The 12,596-nt window shown below is 57.2% G+C and carries 17 protein-coding genes; 9 read left to right on the top strand and 8 right to left on the bottom strand.

The genetic code is table 11. From position 1 onward, the window contains the following. The first annotated feature begins 73 nt into the window (after positions 1–73). The 7 genes from ABIZ35_RS14105 to ABIZ35_RS14075 all read left to right on the top strand — a co-directional run bounded on the left by ABIZ35_RS14105 (position 74) and on the right by ABIZ35_RS14075 (position 3,962). Positions 74–571, top strand: a complete 498-nt coding sequence (locus ABIZ35_RS14105) for a YajQ family cyclic di-GMP-binding protein (protein ID WP_348220552.1) — start codon at positions 74–76, stop codon at positions 569–571. A 10-nt stretch (positions 572–581) separates the two neighbouring features. Further along, positions 582–791 carry a hypothetical protein gene (locus ABIZ35_RS14100; protein WP_348220551.1) on the top strand — a complete coding sequence of 70 codons (210 nt, stop codon included), beginning with the start codon at positions 582–584 and terminating at the stop codon, positions 789–791. Between the two features lie 20 nt (positions 792–811). Continuing rightward, a complete protein-coding gene (locus ABIZ35_RS14095) occupies positions 812–1,354 on the top strand; it encodes a hypothetical protein (protein WP_348220550.1) in 543 nt (180 codons plus the stop codon). A gap of 8 nt (positions 1,355–1,362) precedes the next feature. Beyond that, positions 1,363–1,776, top strand: coding sequence for a hypothetical protein (locus ABIZ35_RS14090; RefSeq protein ID WP_348220549.1), 414 nt, complete (start codon positions 1,363–1,365; stop codon positions 1,774–1,776). Positions 1,777–2,033: 257 nt separating this feature from the next. After that, entirely contained in the window at positions 2,034–2,492 is a 459-nt protein-coding gene (locus ABIZ35_RS14085; protein ID WP_348220548.1) for an SRPBCC domain-containing protein, read from the top strand. Positions 2,493–2,497: 5 nt separating this feature from the next. After that, positions 2,498–3,490, top strand: coding sequence for a hydroxyacid dehydrogenase (locus tag ABIZ35_RS14080; protein ID WP_348220547.1), 993 nt, complete (start codon positions 2,498–2,500; stop codon positions 3,488–3,490). A gap of 31 nt (positions 3,491–3,521) precedes the next feature. Then, entirely contained in the window at positions 3,522–3,962 is a 441-nt protein-coding gene (locus tag ABIZ35_RS14075; protein ID WP_348220546.1) for a VOC family protein, read from the top strand. Between the two features lie 81 nt (positions 3,963–4,043). Here the strand turns inward: ABIZ35_RS14075 and ABIZ35_RS14070 are convergent, their stop codons facing one another. From ABIZ35_RS14070 to hemL, 6 genes are all read right to left on the bottom strand, one after another. Beyond that, on the bottom strand, positions 4,044–4,943 hold the full coding sequence (locus tag ABIZ35_RS14070) for a DUF1559 domain-containing protein (protein ID WP_348220545.1): 900 nt from the start codon (positions 4,941–4,943) through the stop codon (positions 4,044–4,046). A 254-nt stretch (positions 4,944–5,197) separates the two neighbouring features. Further along, positions 5,198–6,094, bottom strand: coding sequence for a DUF1559 domain-containing protein (locus tag ABIZ35_RS14065; RefSeq protein ID WP_348220544.1), 897 nt, complete (start codon positions 6,092–6,094; stop codon positions 5,198–5,200). A gap of 408 nt (positions 6,095–6,502) precedes the next feature. Then, complete coding sequence (gene fabF, locus ABIZ35_RS14060; RefSeq protein WP_348220543.1) at positions 6,503–7,753, bottom strand: beta-ketoacyl-ACP synthase II; 1,251 nt, start codon at positions 7,751–7,753, stop codon at positions 6,503–6,505. Between the two features lie 13 nt (positions 7,754–7,766). Further along, positions 7,767–8,261: an SRPBCC family protein gene (locus tag ABIZ35_RS14055; RefSeq protein ID WP_348220542.1), complete on the bottom strand. Its 495-nt coding sequence runs from the start codon at positions 8,259–8,261 to the stop codon at positions 7,767–7,769. Between the two features lie 175 nt (positions 8,262–8,436). After that, a complete protein-coding gene (locus ABIZ35_RS14050; protein WP_348220541.1) occupies positions 8,437–9,162 on the bottom strand; it encodes a methyltransferase domain-containing protein in 726 nt (241 codons plus the stop codon). Further along, entirely contained in the window at positions 9,149–10,447 is a 1,299-nt protein-coding gene (gene hemL, locus ABIZ35_RS14045; protein ID WP_348220540.1) for a glutamate-1-semialdehyde 2,1-aminomutase, read from the bottom strand. The genes ABIZ35_RS14050 and hemL overlap by 14 nt, the downstream gene beginning before the upstream one ends. Before the next feature lie 63 nt (positions 10,448–10,510). Here hemL and ABIZ35_RS14040 point away from each other — a divergent pair, with 63 nt between their 5' ends. Beyond that, the gene (locus ABIZ35_RS14040) at positions 10,511–10,744 is read left to right on the top strand and encodes a hypothetical protein (RefSeq protein WP_348220539.1); all 234 of its coding nucleotides are present in this window, start codon (positions 10,511–10,513) and stop codon (positions 10,742–10,744) included. Continuing rightward, the gene (locus ABIZ35_RS14035) at positions 10,725–11,192 is read left to right on the top strand and encodes a PIN domain-containing protein (protein WP_348220538.1); all 468 of its coding nucleotides are present in this window, start codon (positions 10,725–10,727) and stop codon (positions 11,190–11,192) included. The genes ABIZ35_RS14040 and ABIZ35_RS14035 overlap by 20 nt, the downstream gene beginning before the upstream one ends. 87 nt (positions 11,193–11,279) lie before the next feature. Here ABIZ35_RS14035 and ABIZ35_RS14030 read toward each other — a convergent pair whose 3' ends face one another. Together ABIZ35_RS14030 and ABIZ35_RS14025 are read right to left on the bottom strand one after the other, a co-directional pair. Continuing rightward, positions 11,280–12,029 carry a glucose 1-dehydrogenase gene (locus ABIZ35_RS14030; RefSeq protein WP_348220537.1) on the bottom strand — a complete coding sequence of 250 codons (750 nt, stop codon included), beginning with the start codon at positions 12,027–12,029 and terminating at the stop codon, positions 11,280–11,282. 119 nt (positions 12,030–12,148) lie between these two features. After that, positions 12,149–12,595, bottom strand: a complete 447-nt coding sequence (locus ABIZ35_RS14025; RefSeq protein ID WP_348220536.1) for a DUF309 domain-containing protein — start codon at positions 12,593–12,595, stop codon at positions 12,149–12,151. Position 12,596: the final 1 nt, after the last annotated feature.

Here is a 12,596-nt window from a genome sequence, read left to right as displayed (position 1 = left end):
ATAAAGGGAATAGCCGCCGGGTGCGTGGATGCAGACCGGCGAGAAATTATTGACTGAAGGAGAACTGCACATTATGGCAGCCACAGATTCCAGTTTCGACATTGTTTCGAAGACCGATCCGCAGGAAGTCAAGAACGCGATCGATCAGGCTGAGCGCGAGATCGAGACCCGCTTCGACTTCCGCAATTCGATGGCCGAGATCAAGCATGAGAAAGACAAGCTCACCTTGAGCGCCGACAACGAGGCCCGCCTGACGGCGCTGATCGACGTCATCCAGTCCAAATTCATCAAGCGCGGGATCGATATCAAGTTCCTGGAGTATGGCAAGCTCGAAGAAGCGACCAAGGGCACCGTGCGCCAGGTCGTCACGATCAAGAATGGCCTCCCGATGGAAGCCGCGAAGAAGATCGTCAAGCTGATCAAAGACAAGGGCATCAAGGTCAACGCGCAGATCCAGGACGAACAGGTCCGCGTCACCTCCAAAAGCCGCGACGACCTTCAGGCCGTCATCGCCCTGCTCAAAGGCTCCGAAGAGATCGAAGCCCCGCTCCAGTTCACGAACTTCAAATAGTCATAAACCTTTGAACCCCATCAAAATCTTCGGTGGAGTGCTGGTCGCCCTCGGATGCATATTCCGGGCGATCAGCCTCGCCTACTTCAATCTCCTCGAAAAACGCCTCCCCCCCGGCGACCTCAAAGCCCGCCGCCGCTTCGAAGGCAAAAAACGCCGCGCCCTGATCATCGACGCCGGGTTTGTCTTGTTCGGGTTTTACACGATCCTGAGTCACTAAAGCCTACCGAAAGATATAGCATGAGCGTAGATATTAATGGCTGGATCGAGATACGGCCATATGCGGCGAGCTGGCATGGAGCAATTCGCTTGGACGCCTTTGCGCCGAGCAATTACGACATGTTTAGCTGTCTTTTCGGGGTTCGACCGTTCGCGCCGTTCATTCCCATTGCTGCATCGCGAGGACTTCCCGACGATATTTCCGAAGCGGCCAGCTCCAATTATCTGGAATGGGAAGAAATCTTCGGCGAAAGTTGGATTATGTGGTCGGAGATCCAGAAGATCGATTGGAGCGAAGAAGTTCTCGACATCAGGCCGCACCGCTATGAACTGACGAATGGCGATCTTGTTTTCCGAGGTAAAGCGTCCGCCAATGATGGCGACAACGTCACGGAAGGCGCGGCCTGGACGGAGAGTGGGTTTGTTTATCGTGTTGAGAACATTTCTCGGAGGGAAGCGCTTGACGGATCTCGCGAATGGCGCTTGCTTTTTCAGCTCATGGAAAGCCTCACTCGCGATTACGGCTCGGAAAACGTGCGGATGGTTGTTTGGTTTGATTGCTGAGGATCGCTATGGACATCGATATCGCGGCGGCTTATGATTCAATGGTCAAAATTGTGGCTGACGCGGCCAACGTCAACACCGGCATGGCGGCGCTGATCGACTATTGCGACACCGTCTATCCCAGCAACCTCTGGAATTCAATCCGTATTCTCAATTATGTGGAGGATGAAGCGCGTCTGCGGCAATGGCTCGTCTCAGTGTTCACCAATGAACCCGTTCCGCCTGCCGTCAAGACATTTTGGTGTGGCATGTTCAATCCGGTGATCGACGACGAGGCTTCCTGCGCGCTTTACATTTCCGGCTCACCTCGCGACTATTCTCCAGAAAGCCTGGATTGGGCGTGCTTTCGGCAGGATACCTATCGCCCCAGCCAGTATGTTGCGAAATCGCAAATCCTGCACACCGTTTACCGTACTGTTTAGCAGGAGGAAGATGCCATACTGCTGGCCGAATATGTTCTTTGCCTAGGCTATGCCTGTCTTGTAATTCCGGCGATTTTGAAAACGATAGATGCGAAACTCACTTCATCGGCCCTGGCGGATCGCGTTGTAGTCGTTGGATTTGATGGTGGGGATAATGTCCTGCTAGGATCTCTCACAGAAATCTTTCGGTGACGAAAAGCTACCAAATGGTTGCGTATTTTGTCAGTGTCTGATATAATGCAACCCGGAGGCTGCTAATGATCACCACGGTGCAAGACACAATCGAGAGAGAAATCACGGTGCGCGCGTCGAAAGAGCGCGTCTTTAATGCGATCGTCGATCCTAACCAGATCGTCGCCTGGTTCCCGGACACGGTGCAGGGTAAAATTGAGGTGGGGGAGCGACCGGTTTTCACCTTTGGTGAGAAGGAAATCCAGTTGTACGTTCGCACGATCGATCCACACGATTACGTTGCCTACAATTGGGTTCCATGCGGCTCTGAGGCTCCGGATGGATTTCTAGGGGATGTGCTGGCTGAGCCGCATACGCTGGTTGAGTTCCGGCTTACGGAAGTTCCCGGCGGTACGTTAGTCAAGGTGAAGGAAAGCGGGTTCGCTTCGCTTCCCGCACTGACTGCCGAAAAGACCCTTGGCGATAACACGGATGGCTGGGCGTATATGATGGGGCGGCTCGAAACGCTGATGTCGCAAGAGTAATGACGATGAAGCCGATGACTGTCGCGTTCGCGAGCGACGAAGCGAGACTTGACCTTGTGTATGGACAGGGCCGCCGGGACGCTATCGCCGAGCGGGCGAGCATTTATCCTCATCGTCTCACAACCGAGAATCTGGCGGACCACCTTCCGGAACTGCAAGATGTGGAAGCGATCTTCGGAGGGTGGGGGATGCCGGTGCTTCAAGCCGAGCATCTGGACCGATTGCCACGCCTGCGGGCGGTGTTTTACGCCGCCGGCAGCGTGCAGCGGATCGCGCGTCCGCTGCTGGAGCGTGGGATTACCCTCGTCAGCGCCTGGGCGGCGAATGGCGTGCCTGTGGCCGAGTTCACCGTCGCCCAGATTGTGCTCGCGAACAAAGGCTACTTCCAGTGCATTCGCCGGTACGCTGTCTCTTCGGAAGATCCTCGGACCACCCCCTATGGAAACTTCGATCAGACGGTTGCCCTGCTCGGCGCCGGCATGATCGGCCGCAAGGTGATCGAGCTTTTGAAAGCCTATCGCCTCCATGTCATCGTCTACGATCCTTATCTTCTCGACAGTGACGCGGTCCTACTGGGCGTCGAAAAAGCGACGCTCGAAGAAGCATTCGCGCGCGCCATCGTCGTCTCTAACCATTTGCCCCAGCTGCCCGCTACCATTGGCATGCTGACTGGCGCGCACTTTGCGTCCATGCGTCCGAACGCCGTGTTCATCAATACGGGACGTGGAGGGACGGTTCGCGAGGACGAGATGACCTCCGTGCTCGCCGTTCGTCCGGATCTCGTCGCTCTCCTTGACGTCACCGACCCGGAGCCGCCGCTTTTCGATTCTCCGCTTCGAACCCAGCCGAACGTCTTCCTCTCTCCGCACCTCGCCGGCTCGCATGGCGACGAAATCCTGCGAATGGCCGATTACGCCATCGAAGAATTCGATCGATGGCGGCGCGGTGAACCTTTGCGCTATGCGGTGACGGCGGAGATGCTGGAGACGATGGCGTGAGAACATCATTTGTATTCAGGAGTTGTAACCCATGAAACAAAGACTATCCCTTCTCACCATTGGCGTCAACGATCTTGCCGCTATCCGGGCGTTCTACGAAGAGAAGTTCGAATGGACGCCGGTCGCCGCGAACAAAGATATCGTGTTCTTCCTGATGAATGGATTTCTGCTGGGGTTCTTCGGCAAGGAGGATTTGGCGAAGGATGCAAACTTGACGGATTTGACGCACGGCGCTAAACCATTTACGCTGGCTTACAACGTGGCGTCGGAATCGGAGGTGGACAATTTGGTCGCTTCTCTGGAAACGCGGGGCGTCAAGATTGTGAAGCGGCCGGAGGCGACGTTCTTCGGCGGGTACAACGCGTATGTCGCCGATGTCGAGGAGAATTTGTGGGAAATCGCCTGTAACCCGTTCGTAGAACTGGACCATGCGGGAAATGTAGTGACGCACAAGAGCATTGATGATTTGTAATCTATGCTCGCGTTTAAAGGCAAAAAGAGCCGCACTTCTTTAACGGGAAGTGCGGCTCGATTTCATTCGATTCGAGTGATTTTAGATCGCGCTGAAGGTCGCGGCAAATCCGGTGACACTGGTGCCGGCGGCCTGGCTGCCGTTCTGCGCGTCGGTCGATGTGGAAGCGTTGGGTCCGGTCGAGATCGCCGTACCACGGATCCACTTCACGTGACCGTCAGCCATCATGAAGTTAGTGGCGTCGGTGTGACGACCGGTCTTGATGGCGGAGACGGTCGGCGAGCCGTCGTAGGTGTTGGCGCCGCCGGTGCGCGCCGGGTTACCGAGAATGCCGGTCGCATAGTGGGCGCCCTGCGGGAAGTATTGCGACACGCCGTTCTTCTGAGTGCCAACGCCGTTCTGGTTCAGAGCGGCGCCGCCGCCGTCCCAGCCGCCATCACCGCCGCCGTCTGGGCCGCAGGCAACAACGGAGCGGACATCGACAACATTCGCGACGCCCAGAGGAGCTGTGATACCGTTAATCTCAAACAGCGACACCGTGTTCGCGGGCGCGTTAAGACCCGCCAGCGTGGTGACTTGTGGACCAATCCATCGATTGCGGCTGGTCAGGTTGCCGTTCAGGCCGTAAGATATTGGCGAGTCGACTTCGGGAAGGGTAGTCTGCACCATGTTCGCCTGGGGCGCGGTCGAATCATCTGGGCACTTGTAGACGCCGGTGCTCTTCACGTACGGGTAGATTTCTCCCGCCCATCCGCGTCCCAAAGCGTTTACGCCGCCTGGGAACGCCTCGTCATTATCCTGTACGTACTGCAGGATGCCGAGGCCCACTTGTCTCATATTGCTGGTGCAGCTGGTCTGGCGAGCCTTCTCACGGGCCTTCGCGAAGACAGGGAAGAGGATAGCGGCGAGAATCGCGATGATGGCGATAACCACGAGCAGTTCGATCAGAGTAAAGCCGCGGGATTTAAGTTGCTGTGACATATCGATTTCCTTACGTACATGATGGAATTACGACATCTACAGCGATGACGGGAGAATATTGCTTAAGCGTCTTTGGGAGGGACGACTACATTGAACGCCACTGACAGCGAGGAGTATACCGAGCTAATCTCAAAAGATTATCAAAAACGTTTTGTTTATATAAACTCGTGATCTTTTTGTAAACCAAACCAGCGGCCGGTATGTGCAAACTGCATATACCGGCCGCTGGTTTGGTGCAAAGCAAGCTTCGTACTTTAGATCGCGCTGAAGGTCGCGGCAAATCCAGCGGCGCTGGTGCCGGCGGCCTGGCTGCCGCTCTGGGCGTCGATCGATGTGCTGGCGTTCGGGCCAGCGGAGACTGCGGTGCTGCGGATCCACTTCGCGTGACCGTCAGCCATCAGGAAGTTCGTGGCGTCGGTGTGACGACCGGGCTTGATGGCGGAAACGGTCGGTGAACCTTCGTAGGTGGCGGCGCCGCTAGTGCGCGGCGGGTTTCCGAGAATGCCCGTCGCGTAGTGGACACCCTGTGGGAATGTTCCCGCGACGACATTCCTGGTGCCAATGCCATTCTGAGCGAGGGCGAGACCGCCGCCGTCCCAGCCGCCGTCGCCGCCGCCGTCCGGGCCGCAGGCAACAACGGAGCGGACATCGACAACACCCGCGACGCCCAGAGGAGCGGTCATACCATTAATCTCAAACAGCGCCACCGTGTTCGCGGGGGCATTCCAACTCGCTATCGAGGCGCTTTTCGGGCCAACCCATGTATTACGGCCGGTCAGATTGCCGTTCAGGCCGTAAGACGTCGGCGAGTCGACTTCGGCAAGGGGAGTCTGCACCATATTCGCCTGGGGCGCGGTCGAATCATCTGGGCACTTGTAGACGCCAGCGCTCTTAACGTAGGGATAGATTGCTCCCGCCCATCCGCGCCCCAGATTGTTTACGCCGCCTGGGAATGTTTCTTCATTGTCCTGGGCATATTGTAGGAGGCCGAGGCCAAGCTGCTTTTCATTGGACAGACAGCTGGTCTGGCGAGCTTTTTCGCGAGCCTTGGCGAAGACGGGGAACAAAATAGCTGCGAGGATCGCAATAATGGCGATAACAACGAGCAATTCAATCAAAGTGAAGCCACGAAACTTGTTTTGGTTCGACATTTAATTAGGTCCTTTGTAACGAATAGAATAATTACGCCGACTAAAGCGGTGAAATACAGTGCAAGCGTTTTCATTGTCGCTCTCCTGACTGTCACCGATGTTTGAGTATACGAATAGTCCATCAAAAAAATATCAAAATCAAATTGATGTTGTAAATTTTAAAAACCACCCGTGTACAATTCACGAAACCAGTTCGTGGGATATGTCGCTTGCCCGATGGAATTCGAGTGTATACACAATATCACAGGTCTGACGAAATGTCAAAGAAATTGAGGAGCCATTTTTAGGACCATCGGAAATCCGGCGTGTACCATAGTATTCATGACAGGGTTTCCTCTCATCTTCGGTCAACAGCGGCGTATTGTGCGGATATCCCCACGAGTTGGTCGTGGCTAAAATATTATTCCATTAAATGCGTCCAAATACCAAACACGCGTTAATTCCGCCAAAGCCGAACGAATTCGAGAGGATATGATTGGCGTTGATTTGGCGTCCCCCCATCTCAGGGATGTAGTCCAAATCGCAGTTTGGGTCGGGGTGGGTGAGGTTGAGAGTTGGGGGAGCCCAATTGTCTTGAAGAGTCAGCAGGCTGATGGCGGCTTCCCAGGCGCCTGTTGCGCCAAGGGCGTGGCCATGGAAGCTTTTGGTGCTGCTCATCGGGATCTTGTCCGCATGCGCGCCGAAGGCTTGCTTGATAGCGCTGGTTTCCGTGCTGTCGTTGAGCGGGGTGCTGGAGCCGTGGGCGTTGATGTAGTCGATCTGATCGGGGTTGAGGCCGGCGCGATCCAGCGCCAGGGTAAGGCAGCGCGCGGCCTGTTTGCCGTCGGGGCGCGGCTGGGTCATGTGAAACCCGTCGTTGGTGAAGGCGTGGGCGAGTATCTCCCCGTAGATCTTGGCGCCCCGCGCTTTGGCGCTTTCAAACTCTTCCAGGACGAGCATCGCGGCCCCTTCGGCCATGACAAAGCCGTCGCGGTCGGTATCGAACGGACGGCAGGCGTGCTCGGGGTCGTCGTTGCGCTGGCTCATGGCGCGGATGATCGCGAAGGCGCCGAAGCAGAGAGGGGATAGCGGCGCTTCCGATCCGCCTGCGAGCATGATGTCCGCGCTGCCGTCCCGGATCAGATCGACGGCGCGTCCGATGGCGATCGGCGAGGAAGCGCAGGAGTCGCCGTTCGCGGTGGCGGGGCCGGTCACGCCGATCTCGATCGCCACGTTGCAGGAGCCTGCCCCATTAAAAACGCTGAGCGCCAGCATTGGGTTGACGCCGCGCACGCCTTGTGACAAAAAGTTAGGATATTGCTCTTCGGCAAAACCGACGCCGCCAAGGGCTGTGCCGAGGCAAACGCCCACGCGCTCGCGGTCTGTGGCGTCCAGGTCCAGATGGGCGTCGGTGAGCGCCATTTTGGCGCATGCGACGGCGTACTGGGAAAACTTGTCCAAGCGCTTTAGCTTTTTGCCGTCTAAATAAGGGGCCAGATCGAAGGAGGGGACTTGGGCGGCGATGCGCGTCACGAACGGGGAGGCGTCGAAGCGCGTGATGGGCGTGACAGCGGAGCGTCCCGCGCGCAAGCCCGCGCGCAGACCCTCGACTCCGATCCCAATGGGTGTAATCGCGCCGATGCCCGTGACGACGACGCGGCGCTGCGATGTGTGTGTCAAAGAAGATTCCAGTCTACTGCGCCCTCATGAGGCGTGTTTCGTTTTCGACGAGCTGCTTGATCGTTTGGAGCGTGCGACCCGCGATGGCGTGGACGAAACCTTCGCCGACCACATCGCGGGCGAACCAGCCGTTCAGAAAGTCAAAAGGATAGGTCAGGTCGTGGCCAATGGTGACGCGAACGCCGCGTCCCCAGGGGTCATCCTCCAGCGTCCAGACGACCCACATGCCGGTCGCTATTCCGCCAATATGCTTGAATAGGATCCGTCCCTGCCTCGGTTCGCAGATCTGTACGCTGCGCCACTGGACAGGGAATTTGACCCCAGGGCGCAAAAATCCATCACGCACGGCAGCCATTTCCACCACTTTACGCAGGCCGTCTTCAGACTGCTCCAAAACATCGACACGTCGATAATGCGGCAGAATCGTGGGCCAATTTTGGGTGCTGCAAGCAAGCTCGAAGATGCGCGCTTTGGGGCCTTGAATGTACACGGTGTTTTCAGTATGCATAACGGTGGAATGGTCCTCATCAAAAAGTTCGCAGCGCAGGCCCCGCATTCGCAGCGCGGCAGGTTGTGTATGAGGTAATCGCCGCAGGGTTTGGCGCGCGGGAGTCGCAGGTGATCGAGCTAGCACGACTCGGTAACCGCGCTCCGCTAGAAACGCTTCTATTTGATCTTAATGGTTATACCCATCTCCGAGGCGCCCCACTCTTGTTTTGCACGAGCGCCATTCGGTAGTAAAGATGAGAGGAAATATGGACGTTTTGCACGCCGCTGAGGGCGATCATCTTGGCGTATTCGCGCGGTGTAAACGCGCGTCGGACGCTTGCGGGGCCGTCATGGCGGGTGAAGGGATGGGAGCGCATGAGCGCCAGGGCGGCGTCTACGCCGATCATCGAGAGCTTATCTCGCCGCAGGTCCGTTACGATGAAGCCGCGCGTTGTCAGCGCGTCCATTGCGGTTAAGAGCTGCGCCGAGGCATCGAAGCCGAGATGATGGAACGCCAGGGCGCAGATGGCGATGTCAAAGGAGCGGGGAGGAAAGGGGAGGTGAAGGGCGTCGGCCTGGACCAGGCCGACTTCGGGAGCCGCTTCCTGAGCGAGGCGAAGCATGGCGGGCATGTTGTCCACGCCGACGGCGGTGATCCGCAGTCCGCGCCGCTTTCCCCAGGCGATCAGCGCCTGGGGGATGTCGCCGCTTCCCGTCGCGATATCCAGCACGCGGATCTCCGTTCCGCGCGGCGCGCCGCGCAGCAGACGCGCGACATGGCTCACAACGGCGTGTGTCCCGCCGAACCATCGATTAGAGCGGGCGACGTCTCCCATTGAGACCGCGATCTCATCAAATGGCTGCGTAGGATCGTCGATCTCCTCGGGCTCATCGACGCGAGGGATATCAAACCAGCCCATCGAACGCCTTATCTACCGCCGTGATCGTCGCGTCGAGGTCCTCTTCCGTATGCGCCGTGCTCGCGAACGCCGCTTCGAACTGCGAAGGTGCGAAGTAGACGCCTTGCTCCAGGAGCGACCGGAACAGCTTGGCGTAGCGCGCGGCGTCCGCCGTTTTCGCTGTTGCGTAGTCCGTGACGGGAGTGTCGGTGAAGAACGTCGTCATCATCGAGCCAATACGATTGATCTGAACGGGAACGCCCACGCGGTCGGCGGCGGCCTGCGTCGCCGTGGCGAGTCGTCCGATCTTTCGTGTGAGATCATCGTACATCTCCGGGCCGCCTTCTTCCAGAATCGTCAGCTGCTCCAGTCCCGCCGCGACCGCCAGCGGGTTGCCCGAAAGCGTTCCCGCCTGATAGACCGGCCCGACCGGCGAGACGACGTCCATAATGTCCGCCCGTCCGCCGTACGCCGCCAGTGGCAAGCCTCCGCCGATGATCTTGCCCAGCGTCGTCAGGTCGGGCGTGACGCCCAGCATCTGCTGCGCGCCGCCAACCGAAAGCCGAAATCCTGAGATGACTTCATCGAACAGCAGCAGCGCGCCGTCCGCCGCTGTCAACTCACGCAGCGTCTCTAGAAATCCGGCGACCGGGGACACAACCCCCATATTGCCCGCAACGGGTTCCAGCATCACGCACGCCACTTCGCCCTTGTGCGCCGCAAATGCTTCCCGGAACGCGCCAATGTCGTTATAAGGAAGAGTGATCGTATCGCGGGTCAAATTCGCCGGCACACCCGCCGAGTCCGGCAGCCCAAATGTCGCCAGCCCCGACCCCGACTTCGCCAGAAATCCATCCGAGTGCCCGTGGTAATTTCCCTCGAACTTAATAATCAGATCGCGCTTCGTAAACCCACGCGCCACCCGCACCGCGCTCATCACCGCTTCCGTTCCCGAACTGACCAGTCGCACCTTCTCAATACTCGGAACAGCGGCGACGATTCGTTTCGCCAGCGCCACCTCCGCCGCCGTGCTCGCCCCAAACGACGTTCCGCGCGACGCGGCGTCCGCAATCGCCTCCAAAATCCTCGGCGCGGCGTGCCCGAAAATCAACGGCCCCCACGACATCACGTAGTCGATATAGCCGTTTCCGTCCACATCATAGATATGACTGCCGACGCCGCGCTCCATAAAGAGCGGATCGCCGCCGACACTTTTGAATGCACGCACGGGAGAGTTGACGCCGCCAGGAATATACTGCACCGCCTCGGCGTACAGGGCGGCGGACTTAGAATGGTTACGGGACATTGGGGTATTATACCCATAGGATAGAACACTAGCAAAATATCTAGTATTTGTTCGGAGGTTGAAATGACGATCCAATTGAATGTAACGCCCGAACTTGGCGAACGTCTTCAGCGGGAAGCAGAGATGCACGGGCAAGATACGGCAGCCTATGCGTTACAAATTATCGCCGAGCATTTCACGACGGCGACAACACAACTACAGCCTGAAGATGAATGGGAGCGCCAGCTCGTAAGCTTCAATTGGGGAGGTAATCATCTACTGGCAGAAAAGCTAACTCGTGAGTTTATCTATGAGTGATGCGGGGCGATATCTGCTCGATACCAATATCATTTTGAGGCTAGATCCAACAGATTCGCAGCATGTCTTGACTTTAACGGCATTAAGTAGACTTCGGCGTCAACAGGCTGAGCTTTGTATTACCGCACAAAATTTGATCGAACTCAGAAATGTCGCCACACGTCCTTTGAGCATCAATGGATTTGGCATGACTGCTGCTGAAGCAGATCAAAATCTTTCGAAGATTGAATCGCTTTTTGCTCGTCTTCCAGAAGTCGACGATATCTATCTTCTTTGGCGTGACATTGTTACTCGGGGAGCGATTGAAGGGAAGCAAGTACACGATGCGCGTCTTGTCGCTGTCGCACAAGCGCATCAATGTACGCATATGCTAACATACAATGTCAGCCATATTCAGAGAATTGCCATAGGAACCGGAATTGTTGTGGTTGATCCGGTTTCTATTTGAGCGACCATCAAAAATATATTGGTCTGATGGCGTGTGTAGTAAAAGTTATTCCCTCCGTCTGTATCAGGCGGAGGGAATATTCGGAAATTACTTCATGCCGCCGCCAGCCAGGAGGGTTTCGCCGGTGAGCCATCCCGAGGCGTCGGAGGCGAGGAAGACGGCGATGTTGGCGATGTCTTCGGGCTGGCCGATCCGGCCGAGCGGGGTTTGGGCGACCATCTGCTTCTCGAAGTCGCTGCCGATGATGCCGGCGCTGTGCGTGCCTTCGGTCTCCACGCCGCCGGGGTTGATGGAGTTCACACGGATCGAGCGGGGCGCGAGTTCTTTCGAAAGTACGCCGGTGATGGCGTCCACGGCGCCCTTGGTCGCCGTGTAGACGGTGGAGTTGGGCGGCGTGATTCGGCTGACAACGGAGCCGATGTTAATGATGCTCCCGCCGGCGGGGCCAAAATGCTTGGCGGCTTCCTGGGTCGCGAGGATCAGGCCGAGCACGTTCGTGTTGAAATGCCAATGGAAGTGATCCTCGGTGATGGCTTCCAGCGGAGCGAATTGATAGACGCCGGCGTTGTTCACCAGGATGTCCAGTGATCCATAAGCTGTCTTCGCCTCTGAGAAAATACGCGTAACATCTTCCTGGTTCGCGACGCTGCCCTGAACGGCAATCGCTTGGCCGCCACTGGCGACGATCTCCGCGACGACTTTGTCCGCGCCCTCTTTGCTGGAGCTGTAATTCACCACGACCGATGCGCCGGCCGCCGCCAGGCTCTTCGCAATCCCCGCGCCGATACCCTTGGATGCGCCTGTGACTACTGCTACTTTGCCCGTTAAGTTGCTCATTGTGATCTCCTTATTTAGTCTGTTTTAGTTGGTTTTATACTTATACAGTTATCTAACTGTTCATGTAACGTCGGCTGAGAGATGTTCGTTCCCGCGTTTTGAAGAAAAAAATTGGCCAATTATTTTGTGGGAATATATCGCGTTTGAGGCAGCAGTGAGAGGTCGGCGTGGTGGACTTGGGTCTCACCTAAATCTCGCAAGTGGGCTTGCAGCCGGTCAGAATCGGTAAGCAGCATTCGCCAATCGACGCCATATATTCCGATCTCGCCCGCTGGTATATTCTGAACGCCCGTCATCTCTAATCGCCGCGCCCCGGCGTCGATCTTGTTCACGGCGCCGCGCCAATTTTGGCGCTCGACGAGATGGAAGCAGCCGACGGCGATTTGCAGCACGCCCTGGTAGAGCTGACGCACGGAGCCTTTGTCCGCGAGCCAGAGCAGTTCCAATGTCTCGTGGCATTTGTAGTACTGACGGGTGTTGAACTCTTCGAGGCTGGTATAGAAAGCTGAAGGGAGATGCTCCGGCCAGTCGTCGGGCCGGAGCGGGGTGGGGCGAGGCGTATCCATG

The organism is Capsulimonas sp. (genome assembly GCF_039929585.1).
GTDB lineage: Bacteria > Armatimonadota > Armatimonadia > Armatimonadales > Capsulimonadaceae > Capsulimonas.
Note: the sequence above shows the minus strand (reverse complement) of the source record. Positions and strands in the feature narration are given on the sequence as shown.

Bases quoted from the DNA above. Each gene is read 5' to 3' on its own strand.
- ABIZ35_RS14105 (WP_348220552.1), top strand. From the start codon at position 74: ATGGCAGCCACAGATTCCAGTTTCGACATTGTTTCGAAGACCGATCCG.
- ABIZ35_RS14095 (WP_348220550.1), top strand. From the start codon at position 812: ATGAGCGTAGATATTAATGGCTGGATCGAGATACGGCCATATGCGGCG.
- ABIZ35_RS14090 (WP_348220549.1), top strand. From the start codon at position 1,363: ATGGACATCGATATCGCGGCGGCTTATGATTCAATGGTCAAAATTGTG.
- ABIZ35_RS14085 (WP_348220548.1), top strand. From the start codon at position 2,034: ATGATCACCACGGTGCAAGACACAATCGAGAGAGAAATCACGGTGCGC.
- ABIZ35_RS14080 (WP_348220547.1), top strand. From the start codon at position 2,498: ATGAAGCCGATGACTGTCGCGTTCGCGAGCGACGAAGCGAGACTTGAC.
- ABIZ35_RS14075 (WP_348220546.1), top strand. From the start codon at position 3,522: ATGAAACAAAGACTATCCCTTCTCACCATTGGCGTCAACGATCTTGCC.
- ABIZ35_RS14070 (WP_348220545.1), bottom strand. From the start codon at position 4,943: ATGTCACAGCAACTTAAATCCCGCGGCTTTACTCTGATCGAACTGCTC.
- ABIZ35_RS14065 (WP_348220544.1), bottom strand. From the start codon at position 6,094: ATGTCGAACCAAAACAAGTTTCGTGGCTTCACTTTGATTGAATTGCTC.
- ABIZ35_RS14055 (WP_348220542.1), bottom strand. From the start codon at position 8,261: ATGCATACTGAAAACACCGTGTACATTCAAGGCCCCAAAGCGCGCATC.
- ABIZ35_RS14050 (WP_348220541.1), bottom strand. From the start codon at position 9,162: ATGGGCTGGTTTGATATCCCTCGCGTCGATGAGCCCGAGGAGATCGAC.
- hemL (WP_348220540.1), bottom strand. From the start codon at position 10,447: ATGTCCCGTAACCATTCTAAGTCCGCCGCCCTGTACGCCGAGGCGGTG.
- ABIZ35_RS14040 (WP_348220539.1), top strand. From the start codon at position 10,511: ATGACGATCCAATTGAATGTAACGCCCGAACTTGGCGAACGTCTTCAG.
- ABIZ35_RS14030 (WP_348220537.1), bottom strand. From the start codon at position 12,029: ATGAGCAACTTAACGGGCAAAGTAGCAGTAGTCACAGGCGCATCCAAG.
- ABIZ35_RS14025 (WP_348220536.1), bottom strand. From the start codon at position 12,595: ATGGATACGCCTCGCCCCACCCCGCTCCGGCCCGACGACTGGCCGGAG.